The organism is Luminiphilus syltensis NOR5-1B, assembly GCF_000158175.1.
Taxonomy (GTDB): domain Bacteria; phylum Pseudomonadota; class Gammaproteobacteria; order Pseudomonadales; family Halieaceae; genus Luminiphilus; species Luminiphilus syltensis.
Window position 1 is genome coordinate 2143648 of record NZ_DS999411.1, and the last position, 20457, is coordinate 2164104.

Genomic DNA, 20457 nt, shown 5'->3' on the forward strand with positions numbered 1-20457 from the left:
GCACTGGTGCTATTCTTGTGACAAATTACCAAGGACGTGCCGTGTTCGCTTTTGCTCCCCTGCGCACCGTAGCTCTATCGTCAGCGCTTGTTGCATTGTCCGCTTGCGCCACCAGCTCTCCCGACCCAACGCCTGAGCCCGTCGAAGCGACCGAAATTACGCTTAACTTGCCGGTTCCCGAGGTCGAATCCGCGCAACCTGAGTCCTGTGCCTGTCGTGAGAAAGGCCTTGAAGCGGCAGAGAACTATTTTGATCGAGGCGTGCGCGCCCTGGCAGCGGGTGATTATCTGCAAGCCGAGAAGTACTTTAACCGACACCGCGACGAGGCCATCTCGCAAACGGTTCGTGAGGCGGACGTGGGACTCGCCTTTGTGGCTCTGTTAAGCGCAACCCATTCGGATGCATTGGTGGCGGAGGGCTTGGACCAGCGCGCCGAGGTGATGATGTTGGCGTTGGCGGCGGTGCAGACACTGGAAGGTCAAATCAAGGCGCTCGACACGCTCAACGATGTTCTGGCTAAGGACTTGAAAAAGCGTGAAGAGGCGCTCAACCGGCTGCGCGAACTGACTCTTGGTCAAGAGGAAGGGTAGCCGTAAAGGTAGATCCCTTTCCGGGGGTGCTTTCCAGCGTAATATCCCCGCCCAACATGCGGCAGAATTCACGCACAATGGCGAGGCCCAGCCCGGTACCCCCGTACTTTGAACCGGTGCTGCTTTCTGCCTGCTCAAAGGCCTCAAAGACATTGGCCTGTTGCGCTTCGGCAATCCCAATTCCGTTGTCTTTGACGGCGATGAGCAAGCTGTTTTTCTCAATGCGCGCAATGACCTCGATAACACCGTCCTCGGTGAATTTGCAGGCGTTGGAAAACAGGTTGGTGACAATCTGCTGTAGCTTCGCGGGATCGGACTCCATTTCGGGCAGGTCGTCTGCAATCGACAGCGTCAGCGTGTTATTTTTCTGGGTGATAAGCGGAGACAGTGCGTCGCAGATCTGATAAATCAATGCGGCGGGATCGACCGTCTCCAGAGATACCGTCATCTTCCCGGTTTCCATCTTTGAGAGGTCGAGGATGTCGTTGATTAGAGAGAGTAGTTGTCGACCAGAAAATATGATGGTGCCAAGATCATGGTGAAACTGATCCTGATCGAGCTGTTGTCCATCGCTTAATTCATCCTGCAGCATTTCGCTGTAGCCGATGATCGCGTTGAGTGGGGTTCTCAGTTCGTGGCTGACGTTGGCCAGGAACATACTTTTTGCCGCGTTTGCGGCATCGGCATCGGCTTTGGCGTCGTGAACCTCTTCAATAGCGCGCTGTAGTTTGGCCGACATGTCATTGAAGGTTCGCGCCAGGTCCCGTATTTCTCCCGCATCCCGCGTTTCGTTGATGCGATGCGTCAGGTCTCCCTCGCCAAAGCGGCGCACGCCTGTCTTGAGCCGAGTGAGTGAGGCATTCGCGGAGCGTATCAACCCCACCACCAGCAACATGGTGATCACAATCGAACTGACAAAGCCGATAACGGTGATGCGGTCGGTGATAGTGATGGTGTTGTCGATGGCGTTCGAGCGCTGGACCGCCAGAAAAGCGTGCCGTTGGTCGAGTTCCTGGAGCCGTTGCTGGGCATCGTTATAGTTTTTCGCCCCGCTGATATTGGCATCACTACCGCTGTTGTAGTTTTCGTAAAAATCTCGCCACTGCTGTAACAGGGCGTCAGCGCTGTTTTGAAGGCGCAGATAGTAGTCCTCGGTACCCTGGCCGCCGAGGTTTCCCAGCCGACGAAGCTTCGAATTGATGCTTTCCAGCTCGTCCAGTGCCGAGTTCCGCTCGCTGCTGGCCAATGGTGCTTCAGTGGTTTCCCGCAGCGTCGCCAACACCAGGACCCGCTGTCGCTGATCCTGAAAGCTCTGCTCAAGATCGGCAGTCAATTGTGCCGCTGTAACGGCGTCGCGATAGGCAACCAGGCTCTCAGACCGAGCGGAGCTACCCCAGACATAGGTGGCGACGTTGGTGGCAAAAAGTACCAGTATGGCCGCTGAGAACAGGTATAGGCGCGCGCGGAGACTGAGCGCTGGCCTCAGCCGCCTCACGGCATCAATTCCGCTATCTTGGCGAGCAGCTGGGGAAAATCGATGGGCTTGGTAGCGTAGTCATTGCAGCCGGCCGCCAGCGCCTGCTCGCGATCCGACGCCATGGCGTGGGCCGTCAGCGCGATGATGGGAATGTGGGCAATGGCATCATCGGCGCGGGCTTCCCGGCTTGCGGTACAGCCATCCATAACCGGCAAATTGATATCCATTAAAACCAGCGCCGGCTGCTCATCGCGCATGCGATCCAGGGCCTGCGCGCCGTCACCAGCGCAGATCACCGTATGCCCAGCACGGGTGAGGCGCCTGACCAACATATCGCGGTTCACTTCATTGTCTTCAACCAAAAGAATGCTGTTGTTCGCGGATTGGCTCAAAGTGATGCTCCCAGCAGTTGGTAAACCACCACGCTCTCCTCGATACCTTTAACCGATAACGACCGGCGGTCTCCGAGTTCGTAATGATCCGGAAGTTTCTCCAGGGTACTCTCAGAGATCAGTATCTCTTTGCGGCCGGTGGCGTCTTCGATTCGTGATGTCACATTCATGGCGTGCCCGACAAAGCCATATTTGGCGCGTCGTTCGGATCCTATGTTACCCGCGACAACCGTACCGGTATTCAGCGCCAGTGCCATATCGAGCTCGGGCAGGCCATCGGCACTATTTTGCTGGTTGACCTCTTCCATGGCAGCTTGCATGGCGATCGCGCATTTGACCGCTCGCTCTGCATCGTCATCGGCATGGCGCGGCGCTCCAAAAACCGCCAGTACCGCATCGCCCAGAAATTCGTCGATGGTGCCGTCGTGCTCAATAATAATCTCCGTCATGCGACCGAGATAGCGATTGAGCAACTGAACGACCTTCTGCGGGGGTAGATGCTCACTCAGGGTGGTAAAGCCGCGTATATCCGACATCATAATGGTCACTTCGCGCAGGTCACCACCGAGCTCGAGCCCCTCCGGACTCTCGAGGATCTCATCAACGATCTGGTCGGACAGGTAGCGCCCGAAGGTCGCGCGAATAAACGCCTCGTTTCGCTCAAGCTGGCGCCGGTATTGCTGTTCACGGTCATGCCAGCGCTTGCGCTCGATACCCGCTGAAATTCTGGCCTGAAGGACCACCGGGTTAAAGGGCTTTAGCAGGTAGTCATCGGCCCCCGCCTGGATGCAGCCGATAATTTGCTGCATATCTTGTCGGCCACTGATCATCACTACCGGGGTGGCCCGCAGTTCCGGGTCATCCTTTAATCTGCGCAGCACCTCGGCGCCACCAATCCCGGGCATCATGAGGTCCAGCAGTACCACGTCTACCGCCATAGTCCCCAGAAGCTCCAGGGCCTCCTCGCCGGATTCGGCCGTGATCACGGTGTGGCCTGATCGGTGCAGCAAGCGCGAGATTAGTTCGCGATTTTCCGGCATATCGTCTACCGCGAGGATTACCCCGGCATCGGTGGGATCGGCTGATGGGGGCTTGGCTGTGTTGCTGGCTCCGGCGACTACCGTCGAGCGGACCACAGAGAGGATCGCGGGTAGGGTGGTCGTGATACCCGGGTGTAAATCAGCCGATTCCTCGTTGAGCATTTCTGCGTAGCCACGGATGGCGCCTATAACATTGAGCAGGTCATGGTTCTTTGAGCTTGAGTCGCCGCTCATCAGCTCATTGAGACGATCGCCGGCATCGAGCAGCGAATCGATGTCCTGACGGGTATGATCGCTCACCGCTATCGAGCGGCGCGCAGCGGCCTGGCGTAACGGGCCCACGGCATCCAGCACTTTCTGCGCCCAAACAACAGGTGTTTCTGATACTTGCTCCAATTCCGGTCTCTCCACGCCACCTCAATTGAGTATACCTACCCCATTGATGCAATTCAGCGTCGCAAACTTGGCGCGAGGGATAGGCGAGTCGCGAGGTTTGCGTTAGTATCGCATCGAATTGACGCGCTTTAGGACACAAACCGCATGCTGGATCAAGTGGAAATATTTCACGGACTTTCGGAAGAGGAGTTAAAGGCTATGGAAGCCAGCAGCACCTCGCGCGCATTTCCGAAGAATACTGTGGTGATCCATGAGAACGATCCGGCGGACTCGCTGTTTGTTATCGAATCCGGCCGGGTCAAGGTGTATTGCAGCGACAAGAATGGCAAGGAATTCATAATGAATACCCTGGGTGCGGGTGATTACTTCGGTGAGCTGGCGCTCCTCGATGACTCAACGCGCTCTGCCTCGGTGCGCACCGTTGAAAAGAGTGAATTCCGGGTGGTTATGAAAGATGACTTCAACCAGGTACTCGATGATCACCCCAATATCGCGCGGCAGATGATCAGCAATCTGGCCAGCCGCGTGCGCAAGCTTACCGCTGACGTTAAGAGTCTCGCTTTACAGGATGTGTACGGTCGCGTGGCCAACGTGCTTATGGACCTTTCCGAGGAGCGCGGGGATGGGACTCTGTTTATCCCGGAGAAGCTCACTCAGCAGGATATCGCCGATCGTGTTGGCGCGTCACGGGAGATGGTAGCCCGGATTCTCAAGGATCTGACGATTGGCGAATATATTCGCTTCGAAGGGCGCCACATCATCATCAATACGCGTCTGCCCGCCAAATACTGAGTTCAGGTCGTCTTGCGCGTCTTGAGAACAGCGACGTCGATGTTCCCGCTGCCCAGTCGGACACGTAATGATTGGCCGCTCTGCACCTGATTCTGTCGTTTGACCACCGCGCCGTCTTCGGTTTGCACGATCGCGTAGCCGCGGGCGAGGGTGCCCTCGGGGCCCAGCGATTGCAGAAGTCGCCGCTGCTGGTTGAGTCGCTCTTTCGTTGAGGTCAGTTTCCTGTGGATGAGCAGCGACATTCGCTGTCCTGCATCGACGACCTGCTTCCTGCTTATCTGGGCCCGATATGCCGGGCTTTCCCGATGCAGGCGCAGTCGTAGCGAGCGCATATGATCATTTTTAGCCACCAGTTGTGCATCGATCGCCCGACGCAATCGGGTCTTCAGGTCTGTCAGTCGAGCCTCCTGCTGGCGCACCTGGCTCGACGGGTGGCGCAGGCGTGCCCGAAGATGTCCCAATTTCTCGCGATACTGCGAGGTTCGGCCAACCATAAAGCGGTTGAGCTGGGCGGTAATCGCGTCGAGCTGCTGCATTCGCTCGCGCTGATCGGTAGTCACCAGTTCCGCCGCAGCGGACGGTGTGGCCGCTCTGATATCGGCCGCAAAGTCGGCGATACTGAAGTCGATTTCGTGACCCACGGCCGAAACGACGGGTATGGCACTCGCCGCGATAGCGCGCGCCACCGACTCTTCGTTGAATGACCATAAGTCTTCCAGCGAGCCGCCACCTCGTCCGACAATAAGCGCATCGAGTGATAATTGCCCCGCTGTCACCAGCCGATTGGCCTGATCAATGGCGGCACTGATGGCCGCGGCGGCACCGTTGCCCTGGACCGCTACCGGAAGCAAATACACCGCTGTCATCGGTGACCGTCGCTCCAGTACCGACTGAATGTCGTGAATCGCCGCCCCAGTCGGCGACGTGACGACGCCGACAGTGGCGCAATCGCCGGGTACGGCTTTCTTGAGCTCCGGGTCGAAGAGGCCCTCGTCCGCGAGGCGTTTTTTGAGCCGTTCAAAGGCGAGTTGCAGCGCCCCGTCTCCCGCCGCGTCCATGGTCTCGCAGATCAGCTGGAACTCACCACGCGCCTCATAGAGCGAGACAGCGGCGCGTATCGTGACCTGGTCGCCATTTTCCGGGCGCGGGCGCACCCGGAGATTGGCACGACGGAACATCGCGCATCGCACCTGGGATCGGTCGTCCTTGAGGCTGAAGTACCAGTGGCCGGAGCTCGCCGCTACAAAGTTGCTGATCTCACCTTCCACCAACACAGTCGCGTAGTGGTCTTGCAGCAGCGTTTTGACGTCGCCGTTGAGCTCGCTGACGGTGAAGGTATGGCGCTGATCCATGGCGATTTCGTTGCGGATGATGGGCCTCTTTGGTTTACCGAGCTGGCTGAGAGAGTTATAATTTCCCGTTTACCTGACCTAAGGTCAAGTCGAGGTACACATGTTGCGCATCGCTCAGGAAGCTCTGACCTTCGACGACGTTCTTCTACTGCCGGGGTATTCGGAAGTCGTCGCCACCGATGTATCGCTGGTCACACGCCTGACGCGCAACATCGCCTTGAACATACCACTGATTTCGGCGGCTATGGATACCGTCACCGAGGCCCGACTGGCTATTGCCATGGCTCAGGAGGGCGGCATCGGTATCATCCATAAAAATATGACCGTTGCCGAGCAGGCCGCTGAAGTGCGTCGTGTCAAGAAATTCGAAAGCGGTGTGGTTAAAGACCCCATCACCATTCAACACGACGCCAGTATCGCCGAGTTGCTCGAGCTCACCAACAGTAATGGGATATCCGGCGTGCCGGTGCTCAAGGGCACTGATCTTGTCGGCATTGTTACCCGTCGCGATCTGCGCTTCGAAACCGATACAACGCAGGCCGTGTCAGCGATTATGACGCCTAAAGAAAAGCTGGTCACCGTGGGAGAGGGGGCGCCATCCGAGGAGGTTCAGCAGCTGCTGCATCAACATCGGATCGAAAAAATCCTCGTGGTTAACGACGATTTTGACCTGACCGGAATGATTACGGTCAAGGATTTCGATAAAGCCGAAAGTTTCCCACACGCCTGCAAAGACAGTTTTGGTCGTCTGCGCGTGGGCGCGTCGATTGGTACCAGCGCCGATACCGACGAGCGAGTTGCCGCCCTGGTTCACGCGGGGGTCGATGTGCTGGTAGTCGATACCGCCCATGGCCATTCGCGCAACGTCTTGGAACGCATTCGCAGCATTAAGGCCGAACATCCCGAGGTGGATGTTATCGGCGGCAATATCGCCACCGCTGAGGCGGCTCGAGCCCTTGCGGACGCCGGAGCAGATGCGGTGAAAGTGGGCATTGGCCCCGGCTCGATTTGTACCACCCGCGTTATTACCGGCATGGGGGTTCCGCAGATTACGGCCATTTGTAATGTTGCTGAAGCCCTCGCCGGAACCGATATTCCCCTGATTGCCGACGGTGGCATACGCTTCTCAGGAGATCTGGCAAAAGCCATCGCTGCCGGCGCTCATGCGGTGATGATGGGCAGCATGCTTGCCGGTACCGAGGAGGCTCCCGGCGAGGTGGAGCTGTACCAGGGCCGCACCTATAAGGCCTATCGGGGCATGGGCTCTATCGGCGCGATGGCGCAGAAGCAGGGGTCGTCTGACCGTTATTTCCAGGATGCCAGCGCCGGATCCGAGAAGCTGGTACCCGAGGGTATCGAGGGGCGGGTTCCCTATAAGGGGCCGGTATCCGCGATCGTGCACCAGCTCATGGGCGGGGTGCGTTCATCCATGGGTTATGCGGGATGTCCCACCGTCGATGAAATGCGCACACGTCCCGAGTTTGTGCGTGTTACGGCCGCCGGTGCGGCCGAGTCTCACGTACACGACGTATCGATTACCAAAGAAGCGCCGAATTACCCCGTCCGCTGAGGGCCGCCGAGTGACCACCGATATTCATCTTCACAAAATCCTGATTCTGGATTTTGGCTCTCAATACACCCAGCTTATTGCCCGCCGCGTCCGGGAGGTGGGTGTTTTCAGCGAAATCCACCCCTGGGACATGGCCGACGCGGATATTCAGGCCTTCGCCCCCAGTGGGATTATCCTCTCGGGCGGTCCGGAGTCAGTTACCGAGCCGGGAGCCCCCTCGGCACCCGAGGTCGTCTTTCGTCTCGGCGTTCCAGTGCTGGGGATTTGCTACGGTATGCAGACCATGGCGGTACAGATGGGGGGTGCTGTTCAGGGTTCGCAAACCAGCGAGTTTGGCTATGCACAGATAAGCCGTCTCGGCTCCGCTGGTCTGTTGCATGATATCTCTGACCATATTGATGAATCGGGACAACTGCTGCTCGATGTCTGGATGAGTCATGGCGACAAGGTGATAGCGCTCCCGGACGGCTTTGAGTGCATCGCCGAGACCGAAAGCTGCCCCATCGCGGGCATGGCGCACCAGAGCGAGCCCTGGTTCGGAATCCAGTTTCATCCCGAGGTCACCCACACGCTCCAGGGCAAACGAATTTTCGAGCACTTTGTGCTCGAGATCTGCGCATGTGAAGCACTGTGGACCCCCGCCAATATTGTGGACGATGCGATCGCCCGTGTTCGAGAGCAGGTCGGTGGTGACAAGGTTCTGCTAGGACTGTCGGGCGGGGTGGATAGCTCGGTGGTGGCGGCGCTGCTGCACCGCGCGATCGGCGATCAATTGACCTGTGTATTTGTCGACAACGGACTGTTGCGCAAGCAGGAAGGTGATCAGGTCATGGACATGTTTGCGCGCAACATGGGTGTGCGCGTGATCCGTGTCGATGCGGAAGCATTGTTTCTCGGTAAATTACGTGGTGAGTCCGACCCGGAAGCGAAGCGAAAAATTATTGGCAATACCTTTATTGAAATTTTCGACGACGAGGCAGGAAAGATTCAGGATGTGAAGTGGCTCGCCCAGGGCACGATTTATCCCGATGTCATCGAGTCTGCCGGTGGAAAAACCGGTAAAGCCCACGTCATCAAGTCGCATCACAATGTGGGCGGTCTGCCCGACGATATGGCGCTCGAGTTGGTCGAGCCCCTGCGGGAGCTGTTCAAAGACGAAGTGCGCCAGATTGGTCTGGAGTTGGGACTGCCGCGGGATATGGTCTTCAGACATCCGTTTCCAGGCCCAGGATTGGGGGTGCGGATTCTTGGCGAAGTAAAGAAAGAATACGCTGACCTGCTGCGGGACGCCGACGCCATTTTTATTGAAGAGCTGCGCAGAACGGGCTGGTACGACAAGACCAGTCAGGCGTTTGCGGTGTTCCTGCCGGTCAAATCTGTCGGGGTTGTTGGTGATGGCCGACGTTACGAGTACGTCATTGCCATTCGCGCGGTACAAACCGTCGACTTCATGACCGCGCGCTGGGCCCATCTGCCCTATGAGCTTTTGGAAACCGTGTCCAACCGCATCATCAACGAGATCTCGGGTGTATCCCGGGTCACCTACGATATCAGCGGCAAACCGCCGGCGACGATAGAGTGGGAGTAGCGAGCGACACTAACCTATCGATGTATAGGGGTTGGTGAATCACGATGTCGGTCAGCCTATCGATCTCGTTGCGGCGGCACAGCCTCGCCCTGAAGCTGGGTCGCAACTACGGCGGCTAACTCCTGCGCAATTTGACTGAGTGTCTCCGCGTCCTTTGCATAGATCGGGTGCGGCACCACGGCGGCGTGATAGCCGGGCATGCCGAGAGTCGTGGCGAAGGAGGCGATGTGTCGCGTGAATACGTCGGTGATGACCACCGTAGCAGGGATTCCCGCAGCTTCCATTTTCACGGCGTCGCCGAGGCTGCAGGCTGAGCAGGCGCCGCAATCACCGAGTCCGGTGATGACCACGTCGGCCTGTGCGCTAATGGCTTCAACTTCTTCATCATCGATGACCCGGGATGCAGATCCCTTGGCAATCAACCGCGAGCTGGCAACGGGAATATGGGTGTTGAGTGCCTTGCAAATTGCCTCAAGCAACTCGCGCGCTTTGGGTTTGCCGTTATCGATCAGCGCTACCCGGATTGGTTTGGTAAAAGCTCGCCGCGCCGCAGGCTGAAGCCCGGCGGGAGGCGGTTCATCCATCAAAACCGGTACAACGAGTTCAATCATGCTCACGATAAACCCTCCTTTGACGGGTATTCGAAGCCGGGTAGAGCGCAGCCATCCGGCCCGCAGTCGGGAAGAGCTTCGCCCACTGGGCGCAAACGCCTGGTGATGCTCAGGGAGTGCTGCTTGGGCGCCCAGGCCGGAAGGTAAGCCGACCATCCCGCTCCAGCGCCACCGGCCGTCACCAGTGTAATGTCAGCCGGGTCGGCGAAGGTCGCGATCCTGCCGTCAGCGCCAATCGACATGTCGTGCTGCGCGCCACTCTCTACATGAATGCCTCCGGCGGCCAGCTCTGCTGGACTGATTCGGCTGTGCTCCGCAAGAAAGGCCCTAGCCTGGGACTTGCTCCAGCCCGCCTTGCGCAGGGACTGCGCGTGTTCGTGGCCGAGAATGACGACACACTGGCCGCGCTTGCCAGTGATAAACTGCGAGGGTTGCTTCATGGCGCCGGTAAAAGCCAACAGTACATCCTCGGGTGATTCGGAGAGCTGCTGGGCAATTTGCCGCGGCCCTTCGGTGGCCATGATGGTGACCGTTGAATCCTCTGGACGGTAGCCGTGCTCCAAGCGCAGTGCGGGCCAGGGGGCGTCGGGATCCTTCTCCGCAAAACACAGGGTGATTTTGCCGGGATGGCCGATAGACGACGCATCGAGTTTGCCGGTCTTGGCACCCAGGCCATTGGCTACCGTAAGCCGGACCGCACGCCCGATGGTGGCATTGGCCCGGTTACCCGACCCTAGCAGGTTGTGCTCGGCGTTCATGCCGATTCGAGACGCTTCGGGTCCGCTGACAATAATGCAGATGGCCGCGCCACCCGTGCTGGTGGCGACGGTATTGACGTTGAAAGCCGGGTCGAAGACGGCTTCGATTGCCGTCACCACCAGGGGGAAATACTCCGGCCGGCAGCCGGCCATCACGGCGTTACTGGCGGCGATGTTCGCCGACACGGTCTTTCGTCGCGAGGGCACGGAACCGAGAATCGTATCTTCACTTAATCCCGCGGCCGCGAGCATGGCCTGCACGCGCGCAGACGTTGGTGGGACAACGGGCAGACCGTCGGTCCAGCTCTGCTCGTACATAAACTCAATGGCTTCTGCCTCGTCAACGGTAATCTGGCTCATGGTGTCTTATGCCCTCCGGGCTGAAGTGCGGGCGCCATCGATCTCCAAGGTCTTGCCGCCGCCGGGGTCTCCCCGGCGATCTTCTTTTTCTGCGCCGTCGCAAGTGCCGAATGTCGTGACACGCTTCTCATGGACCCGTGGCGAGCGAGTGCGAAAAATGACCAGGTCTTAGGGCAATAGCGTTAGGTGACTCCCTAAAGCTCCACAGCTGTAAGCAATCAAGAGAAAGCCTCCCCAAGTGCTCTCACAAATGCCACGTCGCTTCATCCTGTGAATAGCCATTGGTCTCACAGATGCTTGAAAATTGTCAGCATCATACACAGGCTTGCTTTACGCGAACAAGTTGCCATTCTCAGGGAATAAACTGCGGTACGTGGTATCAAAGTTGAGGGGAAGCTCAGTTTCGCAACGGCGTGGCAAGAACTCCAGGTTCCGTCAGATCATGCTACATTCTGGGTCTTGTATTTCGCCTCGAATCATCTGATGGGTGTCGTGTGCTGCGATTAGAAAAAATAGGCGTAGATCAGCTTCGCATCGGCATGTTTGTTTCCGAATTGGACAGGCCGTGGCTGGGAACTCCATTTTTGTTGCAGGGTTTCGAGATCACTACCGAAGATGAAATCAGCCAATTAAGAGACCTCTGCAGCCACGTCTTTATCGATATCACACAGCCTGCCAAACCTTATGCCAAGATGCCGTCTTCGAGTCCCCGACGTAGTAATCGTCGCGACAAGCGTACAGAGTTACTGAGGGGGCGGGCGCCGACCCGCTATGTTGACCAAAAGACGCTCTACAATGAGTTGCCTGCTGCTCAAGAGGCACTGCAGACATTGGGTGAAACGGTTCGCAATCTTTTTCAGGTGCGGCGTGCCGACACAACCATCAATGTGGCAGAGGTTAAGGCGGCCGTGGAGCCGATGGTTAATAGTATTCGACGCAATCCTGATGCCTGTATTTGGCTGAGCCGCCTGCGTCAGCAGGATGACTATACATATCAACATTCTGTCGCTTGTTCGGTCTGGTCGGTGGCGCTCGGCAGGCAGCTTAGCCTGCCGCAGGAGGATCTCAATTCCCTCGCTCTGGGCGGCTTGTTGCTGGATATTGGCAAACTGAACCTGGATCCAGAGCTATTTTTACGCCCCGATCAACTGACTCCTGAAGAATGGGTAGTCATGCAGACGCATGTGGGCCTGGGTATAGCGGCCCTCGAGGGCACAGGTGTGAATCGGGACGTTCTTGATATGATCCAGCATCATCATGAGCGGTTTGATGGCAGCGGTTACCCCAGTCGTCTGAAGGGAGACGAAATCCCGGTGTTCGGTCGTATCGCTGCAGTTATCGATACCTTTGATGCCATGACAAGCCAACGTGTTTACGCGCGGGCAATCTCACCCTCCGAAGCGATTCACAAGCTCAATAAATATCGTGACACAACGTTGCAGGCCGAGATCGTTGATGAATTCATTCAGGCTATTGGGGTCTATCCCGCGGGAACCATTGTTGAGTTATCTTCCGGAGAGATCGCCGTGGTAGTAGCGGAAGGGCGTGTACGTCGTTTACGACCCACCGTGACAGTGCTACTGGATGCGGACAAACTTCCTGTCGATAAGCCCTATGTTATTGATTTGCGTGAGAGACTGAATGATGGGCATGGCAAGCCACTCGATATCAAGACCAGCTTACCCTCGGATGCCTATGGCATTGATATTGCCGACCTCACTATCTGATGGTTATTGAAATGGAGATTCAGCGGTCAGCATGTATTGCGCGCCTGGAAGAGATTGTTGCGTCTGGTTTCCAGAGTGGTAGATGCACGGGTTTATTGCTGATCGATCTGAACAACCTGAGGCAGATTAATCATCGGCATTCTTTTCGATTAGGCGATGTGATGATTAATGAAGTGCTGGAGACCCTGCGTGCTGGGGTCAAGGATTGTCAAAATGTATTTCGCATTGGTGGCCATACGTTTGCTGTCGTGCTTCCCGATTTGGAATTTCCCGGTTACCTTTCGGTCGCCGCAGCACGGCTAAGCGAATCGCTTGCCGATGCGCTTGAAATGGAGAGCGACTTTACACCTGCGAAAGTACACATTGGCGCCTCCGTGTCAGCGGGGAAACCGGCGTCCGCGCTTGACATGCTTGCACGCGCTGAAATGCATCTTGAACGGGTTCGTGAGGATCGCGGCCTGGCCTTCGAGTCAACCGCCATTACGGATGATGTCTCGAGTTTTGATGAGCAACTCGGGCGCCAATTCGAGCAAGCACTGCACCGCAGCGAGTTTGAGGTCTATTTTCAGCCCCAGGTTTCCACAGCGACAGGCGCCGTATTGGGTGCTGAGGCATTATTGAGATGGTCCCGCGCAGAGCAGGGCTTTGTCAGCCCCGAGCGTGTCATTCATTTAGCCGCTCAATCAGGTAAAACCTTTGAGCTGGCGCGCTCCATCATTAACAATGTTGCTCGAAATGCCAAGGCCTGGTGCTGCGAGGAAGCTGATTTCAAAGTCGCTATTAACGTATCTGCAGACCTTCTCGGCACCGTTGATCTCGTCGATATCCTCGATCGAGCGTCCAGTATCTGGGACGTTCCCCACAAAAATTTGACGATTGAGATTACCGAACAGACATTGGTTAGCGACATCCAATCGAGCAAGCGCCTGCTCAGGGATTTACGTGATCGCGGCTATGGTATTTCGATCGATGATTTTGGTACCGGATATTCATCGCTCTCTTATCTGCGGCAGTTGCCCGCCACTGAGCTCAAGATCGATCGATCCTTCGTAAACACCTTGCTGTTGTCTGACGAAGATCGCGAACTGGTGCGCATTATTGTGGATATGGGACATTTATTTGGCATGCAGGTGGTAGCTGAAGGCGTGGAGAATTTGGAGACGAGATACACGCTGGAAAAAATGGGTTGTGACGTTCTGCAGGGCTACTTGATAGGCCACCCAATGCCAGCGGTAGATTTTGAATCATGGCGTCGCGACTGGACGGGTTGGCTGCCGGGAGTCCCTTGAAGACGTTCCATTGCCGAGGCGTTCCTGAGCAGGTGGACATCCCGGCCTTTGTATTTTTTACGGGATAACGCCGATTTTTTTGTATTTTATCCGCGTGGATAAGTCTCCATCAAAACCATTAATTAGGAGATGGCTCCTTCGTCAACAAATCGAGCGCCATCGCCGTCATTGCATCCACCCCGGTCTGGATCGATTTTTCGGGATCCGGTGCGAAAAAGGGCGAGTGCAGCGAGGGTAGTGGTGTGCCGTCGGTCTGATGTTGCTGCCAGAGCGCCTCGGGCACCACGCCGACGCGCATCATGAAACTGGGTATCTTGTGCGAGGTCCGACCGTAGCGGGCAAAATCTTCGCCTCCCATCTCCTTGCTGACCTCAATGACATTGCCGGTCCCGATAGCGCTCTTGAGCACCTCAACCTCTCGCGCGACCAGCTTCGGGTCATTCCACAGCGCTGGAGTGTATTCGTCCTTCATGATCACTTCGGGTGCAAGCTCCGCGCCAAAGCCCATGGCCTCTGCGTTTTTCAACGCGATACGCTTGATACCGTCGAGTAATGCCTTTCGGGTGGCGTCGGAGTAGGAACGCACGGTGAGTTGCAGCGTCGCCGAATCAGGGATGATGTTATGTTTGGTCCCCGCATGAATCGACCCGACGGTTACAACGCCAGGATCAATCGGCGCAATTTCCCGGGACACGAGGGTTTGCAGGTCCATGATAATGGACGCCGCCAAAACGACAGGATCCCTGGCGTTATGGGGGTAGGCTCCATGGCCCCCCACGCCCTTCAGATGAATATCCACCGAATCGACGTTGGCCATCATCCAGCCCGAGACATAGCCGATCTTGCCCGCGGGAAGGGTCGCCAGCGTGTGCAACGACAGGTTGTAGTCGGGTATTGGGAATCGCTCGAACAAGCCATCTTCCAGCATCGCCCTCGCGCCGGCACCTCGCTCCTCAGCGGGTTGGGCGATGACCACCAGCGTACCGCGCCAGGCGTCTCGATTACCGGCGAGGTTCAGTGCGGTCTCCGTGCCTACCGTCATGTGTATATCGTGGCCGCAGGCGTGCATTACGCCAACCTCCTGGCCGGTTTGTTCGATAGCGCGCTGTGTACTCGCGTAGGCGAGTCCGGTCTGTTCGGTGATGGGCAGGGCGTCGGTATCCATCCGAATCATCACCGTTGGTCCCTCGCCATTTCTGAGCACACCGACAACACCAAATCCACCGACCGACTCGGTCACTTCAAAACCGGCGCTGCGCCATGTGTCAGCGAGGTAGGTGGCGGTGGACTCCTCCTGAAAGGACAGTTCGGGATGACGGTGCAAGTACTTGTAGAAAGCGAGCCGGTCAAAGGACTCGGCCAGGCTTGCAGGTGTTGCAAGCAGACAGCTCAAACAGCTGACAGCAACTACACGAAATAGGATCACAGCGACGCTCTCTTGTACAACCAGTGGCAAATCATCTCATAAACATTGTTGCTGTAGTGACAGGCATTGCGCTGGATCGCTTTTAAAGGTTCATCGCGGGTTAGTGTGATCAAGGCCTGCGCTGCGCTACCAGCGCCAGTGGGTCTGCAGGTAGATATACACCGCGTCCCGACCCCCTTGAGCAAAGGCATCGCTGCCAAGAACGGGTCCTTTGTCCAGATGAACCGCGCCGCTCTCAAGCTGCCAATGGCGATTGATCGAGTAGCGGACCCGTCCTTCGACCTGATGACCGACCCATCGGTCTCTGGTGTCGCCCTTCTGTCTAAAGCCCGTGCCAGCGTGCGTATCCAGCGGCTGCTCGAGCCAGAAACTGCGCCACGCGGCCATAAGCTCAAAAGGCCCTTTCATCGCTGTCCAGCGCAATTCAGGAGACACAATATTACTGCGGGCCTGAACGGCGTAGATGCCCGATGGGCCATATTCAAATCGTCGTGCACCAAATAGTGTGTCAAAGCGCTCTGTTTTATTGTCTGTTGGGTCGCGATCACCGGTGCCATAGTCCATAGACAGGGTTACTCTCGGATTCCACGGAGTGTTCCAGGTGAAACCGAGTTCTCCATGGGCGAACCACGCCGTATGGTCCAGGTCGTTGCGGTCTTCGGAATCAAGAGAGGCCCTCGATCGACCGGTTTGAATAGCCACTTCTCCGGCGTGATGCCAGCCGCCGTTGCTTGCGAAAACCGTGTTGTATTGCGCACCAAAGGTCACCAGGTCGCGATCCCGAGTTGGGAATCCGTCCCGATCTTCCTCCTCCAGGCCAAGTAGATGAATCGACCAGCTGGGTTCCTGAGCAGGTGCTAATTCGAATCCCCAAAAGACTTGTCCCGAACTCGTTTCATCGACCCTCGCGCGATTTCTCTCCAATTCCCTCCGGTCCTGCGGTTCGCGTTGAACGGGACGCAGGAAGAAACCGTTAACGCGCCAGCGATCTCCCGACCACTCCGCATCAATGCCCGAAAAGCTGTTTGAGGTATTTCGGAAGCGATTGCGGGCTACCAGGCGCCGGGTACTCAGTTGCTTTGTCATTCTTCCGGCAATCACCTGCAACGGAAAATCTGCGGTCCCACGCCAGCCTATCCATGCCTGAAGCGGTTCCAGCGCGTTGACGTCATCGGTGCCCAGAGGTGTCCCTGTGCTCGCAAGCCAGGCACGAGAATCCTGTATTTCAAACAGCCCGATCAATGATTCGTGCTCAAATTTCACCTGGGCAAAAAGTCGTGAGACCAGTAGTTCGTCGCTCTCAGGCGAATCAGGCCGCGGTCCGTTGTGGAGAGATTCATAGCGCAGGCGGTAGCTGCCACTGAAATCGATAGTTTCAGCAGTTGTGCTCGAGGCGATACCGGTGAGGGTGAGGACCGCGGCTATCAGCCGAAAGCGCGGCTGGTCGAGCAAGAAAAGGATCGATTGATAAAGCATATACCCACGATAGTGGGATGGCGTTCAAGATGGTACCGGGTTTGACTGGGCGGGCCACTGGCAGCGCCCATGGATTGGGGTTTGAGCCTCTGGATTGCAGAAGTCGGGGGGCTCGTGCGTGGATCTCGGATGATCATGGGGCTCTCATAATTGCGAGCCTCTCACCCCAACACGAGTGGGAACCCGTTTATGAGTCTAATAAAGGTCGAGAAGCACCCGTATAATCCGGACAAAACTACAGCGGGTCAATCTCACCAAAGGAAGCTTAAACGTTGAAAACCTATACGATCTACCATAATCCGCGCTGCTCGAAGTCGCGGCAAACCCTTGAGCTACTCGAGGAGAGGGGTATCGAACCCAGGGTAGTGCGATATCTGGAAGAACCCCTGACAGAGCATCAGCTCAGCACCCTTTGTAAACAATTAAAGGGATCGGCGAGCGAAATGATTCGGAAAAAAGAGCCCGAATATAAGTTGGCCGGTTTGACCGGTGATAGCGATGAGTCAGCGATCGTGAAGGCGATTGCTGAATTTCCCAAGTTACTGGAGCGACCGATTGTTGTGTGTGGCTCGAGAGCACGAATCGGCCGCCCGCCTGAGGCTGTTCTCGAACTGCTGGATTGAGCGGAGGCGCTTTTGTCCATGCGGGCGCTGAGAGTGGTTGTCGGTTCACGGGCTGCCGAGGTCCTGGCGACCCAGGGTTGGCATCCCGACCAATTTCGATTGTTAATCGGTGCCTCGGGCGGTCCCAAGTGGTTCATTCTTTCCCAACTGGATCGGTTCCTGGGCAACCACTTTCTTTCCCGAAGAAGTACACCATTGACGGCATTGGGCTCGTCGATCGGATCCTGGCGGCACGCCTGTCTTGCTCAGCCCGACCCTGCCGCCGCGATTGCGCGTTTGGAAGCTGCCTACCTCAATCAACGGTATAGCGTCAAAAAGCCGTCGGTTGATGAAGTCAGTCAGGTATCTGCTGCGATCCTGCGCGAAGCCATTGGCGAAGCCGGTGTTCAAAATTTACTGGCCAGTCCAACGATACGCTCGTGCATTGTTACCGCCAGAGGTCGGGGCGCGACTGCAAAGCCGAGCGGTGTGCCGTTGGGGTTGGGTATGGGGTTGGCGGCGGCCACCAATGCCGTGGACCGGCGCGCACTGGCAATGCATTTTCAGAGAGTCCTGTTTTGTTCCCGGGGCGTAGAAAATGATCTTCCGCCAATGCCGGGTTTTACAACGACATCAGTAGCGCTTTCCGAGGAGAACGCCTTTGACGCGCTAATGGCGAGCGGCGCAATACCGTTCGTCATCGCTGGTCGATCCAGTATTGCCGATGCCCCCGCAGGTCAGTACTGGGACGGGGGCATTATTGACTATCACTTTTCACTGCCTGAGCATTACGAACGCGGCTTGATTTTATATCCGCATTTTAGCGCCACGTTGACACCCGGTTGGTTCGACAAATTCCTCCCGTGGCGTCGGGGCCTAACACCCGACACCGATGCCCTGGTTCAGTTAAGTCCGAGTGAAGAATTCATAGCATCCCTGCCTTTCGGCAAAATCCCTGATCGACGGGATTTTCTCAGGCTTATTGACGATGAACGCCGAGAATACTGGTGTCGCTGCATTGATGCAGGCAGTGCATTGGCGGAGGAGTTTGCCGAGCTTGTAAATCACCCTGATCCTCTTCGCAGCGTTGTGGTTTTGCAAGCATAGTTCTTTGGCCGGTGTAAGCTTCGATTCATTGGTGTTTGTAACTGCTGTCTGGTGGCGAGCGGGCGGATCACAACCCCCATTTGCAAGCATTGCCGCGTGCTACTTACCCCGACATCGTCGTGGTTGGGGTCCGGCATATCCTTTTACCTGTCGGTGTGGTGCGTCGGCAGCCTCAAAATCTTCTGTGGTCAGTCGACCCTTCTGACGGCACCGACGTTTACGATTCTCGGGATGATTTATTCGGCCTCGCTCGTTTTCGTGAGGGTATCTACAGGGCTGATTTCGTTGTTCTAGCCAGCGCGTTTCATCCGATAGATCGGTATCAATGTTCGGGTACGTCGTTCCAGACGTTTAAATCAGGATGGTTCGGTAGGGCTTCCGCGCTATACTCGCCCCTCGATTCTTTTGGCTAGGGGGAAGCTCATGCTCGCATTAACATCAGGTGTCATTTTGTGGTCGGTTGCACATCTTTTTAAACGCGTAGCACCCGGACCACGCTCGGCGATGGGGTCAGCGGGGCGCGCGGTCATGGCGGTGTTGATTCTTGCCTCTATCTACCTGATGGCGGTGGGTTACCAGCCGGCAATGGGCACGTTCTTCTGGGGCCGTAACCCCATGCTGGTGGGTATTAATAACCTGCTGGTGTTGCTCGCGGTGTACCTGATGGTGGCTTCGACCGTAAAGCCGGCAATCGTGGCCAAGATACGTCATCCTCAGCTCACGGCTGTAAAAGCCTGGGCGGTGGGTCACTTGTTAGTGAACGGTGATGCCGCCTCGTTCATCCTGTTCGGCGGCTTACTCGCCTGGGCGGTAGCCAGCGTCATTATCATTAACAAACAGGATGGCAAACCCGAATTGGTTTCGACATCCGGCGCTGGCAAGGAAGTGATGACGGTAGTGATTACTCTGGTCGTCTTCGGAGGCATTGCCTGGGTGCACAATTACCTCGGTTATCCTGTCTTTGGCTGACGGTTCAGACGCGGACCCGCCATCACTTCGGGTTTGCGTCGGTTAGCTCGGTGTAAAGCGTGCGCAACCATTTGTCGTTATCGATGAAACGCCAGCTCCACTGTGCGAATTTTTCGGGTACACCCGCGGCAATAATAGCGTCGAGTGAAGCGCCTTCGCTGATCCGAGCCTGAACGATGCCCAGGGTTTCCCGCATCATTGCTGCAGCGCGAAGCAGGGATGCCCTGTCGGCAAGGGGTCCATGTCCGGGGATGACTTGAGTGTTATCGTCAATCAATGTCGCGAGATGATCAAGGCTGGCAATCATCTGGCGAACGCTGCCCCCAGAAGCGAAATCCACGTACGGGAATCTACCGTTGAAAAGTAGATCTCCGGTGTGCAGTACATTGGCCTTGGTAAAATACACCACGGAATCGCCATCGGTGTGACCGGGAAGGTGATCAACCGTCAGCGTGTCATTGTTGAAATACACGCGCACGCCATTTTCATAGGTAATCGTAGGGAGCGCGTCTGGGGAGATCGCCTCGTCAGATAACAGCCGCACACGGACATTCTCATGGGCCACGATGGCGGCACCGTCATCCGCGTGGAAGTGCCCGTTTCCCCCGGTGTGATCACCGTGGAAATGGGTATTGATCACATAATTCACCGGGGTATCAGGGGCAATTCCATCGAGAGCGGCGCGTATTTTGTCGATGACCGGCGCGTAATCATCGTCAATAATCAGGAGCCCATCATCGCCCGCTGACACACCGACGTTACCTCCAGCCCCTGACAGCATGAAAATGCCGCCGCGCAATGGGGTGACCCCAATTTCCACATCGGAAAAATCCTGCGCTTTGGCGCCGGCAGCAACGCACAGGAGTAATGCCGTAATCAGTAGTTGCTTCATTGGGATGTCCCTGACTGCTGGGTTGAGGGAGACGTTATACAGC

At 56.7% G+C, this 20457-nt stretch carries 18 protein-coding genes; 9 read left to right on the forward strand and 9 right to left on the reverse strand.

Annotated elements, in window-relative coordinates:
* Positions 1–17: 17 nt before the first annotated feature.
* Positions 18–590, forward strand: a complete 573-nt coding sequence (locus tag NOR51B_RS09690) for a hypothetical protein (RefSeq protein WP_230198444.1) — start codon at positions 18–20, stop codon at positions 588–590.
* On the opposite strand, the gene NOR51B_RS09695 is transcribed toward NOR51B_RS09690, so the two are convergent.
* From NOR51B_RS09695 to NOR51B_RS09705, 3 genes are read right to left on the reverse strand one after another with little or no spacing between them, the layout of a single operon-like run.
* Positions 547–2085, reverse strand: a complete 1539-nt coding sequence (locus NOR51B_RS09695; RefSeq protein ID WP_009020992.1) for a sensor histidine kinase — start codon at positions 2083–2085, stop codon at positions 547–549. The two genes, NOR51B_RS09690 and NOR51B_RS09695, sit on opposite strands and share 44 nt — an antisense overlap.
* The gene (locus NOR51B_RS09700) at positions 2082–2459 is read right to left on the reverse strand and encodes a response regulator (protein ID WP_009020762.1); all 378 of its coding nucleotides are present in this window, start codon (positions 2457–2459) and stop codon (positions 2082–2084) included. Before NOR51B_RS09700 ends, NOR51B_RS09695 begins: the two co-directional genes overlap by 4 nt.
* Positions 2456–3895, reverse strand: a complete 1440-nt coding sequence (locus NOR51B_RS09705) for an adenylate/guanylate cyclase domain-containing protein (protein WP_009020889.1) — start codon at positions 3893–3895, stop codon at positions 2456–2458. The genes NOR51B_RS09700 and NOR51B_RS09705 overlap by 4 nt, the downstream gene beginning before the upstream one ends.
* A 144-nt stretch (positions 3896–4039) precedes the next feature.
* Here NOR51B_RS09705 and NOR51B_RS09710 point away from each other — a divergent pair, with 144 nt between their 5' ends.
* Positions 4040–4687: a Crp/Fnr family transcriptional regulator gene (locus NOR51B_RS09710; protein WP_009020722.1), complete on the forward strand. Its 648-nt coding sequence runs from the start codon at positions 4040–4042 to the stop codon at positions 4685–4687.
* 2 nt (positions 4688–4689) lie between these two features.
* Here NOR51B_RS09710 and xseA read toward each other — a convergent pair whose 3' ends face one another.
* Positions 4690–6039 carry an exodeoxyribonuclease VII large subunit gene (gene xseA, locus NOR51B_RS09715; protein WP_009019008.1) on the reverse strand — a complete coding sequence of 450 codons (1350 nt, stop codon included), beginning with the start codon at positions 6037–6039 and terminating at the stop codon, positions 4690–4692.
* Positions 6040–6139: 100 nt separating this feature from the next.
* Here xseA and guaB point away from each other — a divergent pair, with 100 nt between their 5' ends.
* Both guaB and guaA read left to right on the forward strand, forming a co-directional pair.
* On the forward strand, positions 6140–7609 hold the full coding sequence (guaB, locus tag NOR51B_RS09720; protein WP_009020605.1) for an IMP dehydrogenase: 1470 nt from the start codon (positions 6140–6142) through the stop codon (positions 7607–7609).
* A gap of 10 nt (positions 7610–7619) precedes the next feature.
* A complete protein-coding gene (gene guaA, locus NOR51B_RS09725; protein ID WP_009020592.1) occupies positions 7620–9197 on the forward strand; it encodes a glutamine-hydrolyzing GMP synthase in 1578 nt (525 codons plus the stop codon).
* A gap of 56 nt (positions 9198–9253) precedes the next feature.
* Here guaA and NOR51B_RS09730 read toward each other — a convergent pair whose 3' ends face one another.
* Together NOR51B_RS09730 and NOR51B_RS09735 are read right to left on the reverse strand one after the other, a co-directional pair.
* A complete protein-coding gene (locus tag NOR51B_RS09730) occupies positions 9254–9808 on the reverse strand; it encodes a UGSC family (seleno)protein (RefSeq protein ID WP_009020743.1) in 555 nt (184 codons plus the stop codon).
* 2 nt (positions 9809–9810) lie between these two features.
* Positions 9811–10926 carry a hypothetical protein gene (locus tag NOR51B_RS09735; RefSeq protein ID WP_009020986.1) on the reverse strand — a complete coding sequence of 372 codons (1116 nt, stop codon included), beginning with the start codon at positions 10924–10926 and terminating at the stop codon, positions 9811–9813.
* Between the two features lie 494 nt (positions 10927–11420).
* Between NOR51B_RS09735 and NOR51B_RS09740 the strand changes: the two genes are divergently transcribed.
* Both NOR51B_RS09740 and NOR51B_RS15010 read left to right on the forward strand, forming a co-directional pair.
* Positions 11421–12653 carry an HD-GYP domain-containing protein gene (locus NOR51B_RS09740; RefSeq protein WP_009021384.1) on the forward strand — a complete coding sequence of 411 codons (1233 nt, stop codon included), beginning with the start codon at positions 11421–11423 and terminating at the stop codon, positions 12651–12653.
* An 11-nt stretch (positions 12654–12664) separates the two neighbouring features.
* A complete protein-coding gene (locus tag NOR51B_RS15010) occupies positions 12665–13942 on the forward strand; it encodes a putative bifunctional diguanylate cyclase/phosphodiesterase (protein WP_195891489.1) in 1278 nt (425 codons plus the stop codon).
* A 118-nt stretch (positions 13943–14060) separates the two neighbouring features.
* On the opposite strand, the gene NOR51B_RS09750 is transcribed toward NOR51B_RS15010, so the two are convergent.
* Both NOR51B_RS09750 and NOR51B_RS09755 read right to left on the reverse strand, forming a co-directional pair.
* Positions 14061–15368: an amidohydrolase gene (locus NOR51B_RS09750; RefSeq protein ID WP_040481996.1), complete on the reverse strand. Its 1308-nt coding sequence runs from the start codon at positions 15366–15368 to the stop codon at positions 14061–14063.
* A gap of 126 nt (positions 15369–15494) precedes the next feature.
* Positions 15495–16844, reverse strand: coding sequence for an alginate export family protein (locus tag NOR51B_RS09755; RefSeq protein WP_009018884.1), 1350 nt, complete (start codon positions 16842–16844; stop codon positions 15495–15497).
* A gap of 272 nt (positions 16845–17116) precedes the next feature.
* On the opposite strand from NOR51B_RS09755, the gene arsC reads away from it, so the two are divergent.
* The 3 genes from arsC to NOR51B_RS09770 all read left to right on the forward strand — a co-directional run bounded on the left by arsC (position 17117) and on the right by NOR51B_RS09770 (position 19522).
* Positions 17117–17467, forward strand: coding sequence for an arsenate reductase (glutaredoxin) (gene arsC, locus NOR51B_RS09760; protein WP_009020196.1), 351 nt, complete (start codon positions 17117–17119; stop codon positions 17465–17467).
* Between the two features lie 18 nt (positions 17468–17485).
* Positions 17486–18553 (forward strand): hypothetical protein, encoded by a 1068-nt coding sequence (locus NOR51B_RS09765; RefSeq protein ID WP_009021275.1) that lies wholly within the window; start codon positions 17486–17488, stop codon positions 18551–18553.
* A 423-nt stretch (positions 18554–18976) separates the two neighbouring features.
* Positions 18977–19522, forward strand: a complete 546-nt coding sequence (locus NOR51B_RS09770) for an NnrU family protein (protein ID WP_040481997.1) — start codon at positions 18977–18979, stop codon at positions 19520–19522.
* A 22-nt stretch (positions 19523–19544) separates the two neighbouring features.
* On the opposite strand, the gene NOR51B_RS09775 is transcribed toward NOR51B_RS09770, so the two are convergent.
* Positions 19545–20414 carry an MBL fold metallo-hydrolase gene (locus NOR51B_RS09775; protein ID WP_009019186.1) on the reverse strand — a complete coding sequence of 290 codons (870 nt, stop codon included), beginning with the start codon at positions 20412–20414 and terminating at the stop codon, positions 19545–19547.
* Positions 20415–20457: the final 43 nt, after the last annotated feature.

Bases quoted from the DNA above. Each gene is read 5' to 3' on its own strand.
- NOR51B_RS09765 (WP_009021275.1), top strand. From the start codon at position 17,486: ATGCGGGCGCTGAGAGTGGTTGTCGGTTCACGGGCTGCCGAGGTCCTG.
- NOR51B_RS09755 (WP_009018884.1), bottom strand. From the start codon at position 16,844: ATGCTTTATCAATCGATCCTTTTCTTGCTCGACCAGCCGCGCTTTCGG.
- NOR51B_RS09775 (WP_009019186.1), bottom strand. From the start codon at position 20,414: ATGAAGCAACTACTGATTACGGCATTACTCCTGTGCGTTGCTGCCGGC.
- NOR51B_RS09735 (WP_009020986.1), bottom strand. From the start codon at position 10,926: ATGAGCCAGATTACCGTTGACGAGGCAGAAGCCATTGAGTTTATGTAC.
- guaB (WP_009020605.1), top strand. From the start codon at position 6,140: ATGTTGCGCATCGCTCAGGAAGCTCTGACCTTCGACGACGTTCTTCTA.
- NOR51B_RS15010 (WP_195891489.1), top strand. From the start codon at position 12,665: ATGGAGATTCAGCGGTCAGCATGTATTGCGCGCCTGGAAGAGATTGTT.
- xseA (WP_009019008.1), bottom strand. From the start codon at position 6,039: ATGGATCAGCGCCATACCTTCACCGTCAGCGAGCTCAACGGCGACGTC.
- NOR51B_RS09710 (WP_009020722.1), top strand. From the start codon at position 4,040: ATGCTGGATCAAGTGGAAATATTTCACGGACTTTCGGAAGAGGAGTTA.
- NOR51B_RS09730 (WP_009020743.1), bottom strand. From the start codon at position 9,808: ATGATTGAACTCGTTGTACCGGTTTTGATGGATGAACCGCCTCCCGCC.
- NOR51B_RS09770 (WP_040481997.1), top strand. From the start codon at position 18,977: ATGCTCGCATTAACATCAGGTGTCATTTTGTGGTCGGTTGCACATCTT.